The organism is uncultured Roseibium sp., assembly GCF_947494555.1.
GTDB lineage: Bacteria > Pseudomonadota > Alphaproteobacteria > Rhizobiales > Stappiaceae > Roseibium.
On record NZ_CANLVF010000016.1, the window covers coordinates 1 to 593 of the forward strand.

Here is a 593-nt window from a genome sequence, read left to right on the forward strand (position 1 = left end):
CTGGGCGACAACGGCGCGGGCAAGTCCACCTTCATCAAGACCATGTCGGGCGTGCACAAGCCGACCAGGGGCAAGATCCTGATCGAAGGCAGGGAGACCAACTTCGAGAGCCCGCGCGATGCCATGACCGCCGGCATCGCCACGGTCTACCAGGACCTGGCCATGATCCCGCTGATGTCGGTCACGCGGAACTTCTGGATGGGACGCGAGCCGGAAAAGCGCTTCGGCCCGTTCAAGTTCTTCGACTTTGCCACCGCCAACGAGGTCACCATGAGCGAGATGGCAAAGATGGGCATTCGCCTGCGCTCACCCGACCAGGCCGTCGGCACCCTGTCGGGCGGCGAACGCCAGACCGTCGCCATCTCAAGGGCGGTCTACTTCGGCGCAAAGGTTCTCATCCTCGATGAGCCCACCTCCGCCCTCGGGGTCCGCCAGACCTCGAACGTGCTCGCCACCATCGACAAGGTCCGCAAGAAGGGCATCGGCGTCGTCTTCATCACACACAACGTCCGGCACGCCATGGCCGTCGGAGACCGCTTCACCGTCCTCAACCGAGGAAAAACACTCGGAACAGCCGAACGCGGAAACATCAA

1 protein-coding gene is annotated in these 593 nt (G+C 63.2%); it reads left to right on the forward strand.

Going from position 1 to position 593, the window contains the following annotated elements; all coding sequences use genetic code 11:
• On the forward strand, positions 1–593 hold a 593-nt coding region (locus tag Q0915_RS32030), incomplete at both ends, for an ATP-binding cassette domain-containing protein (protein ID WP_299484420.1).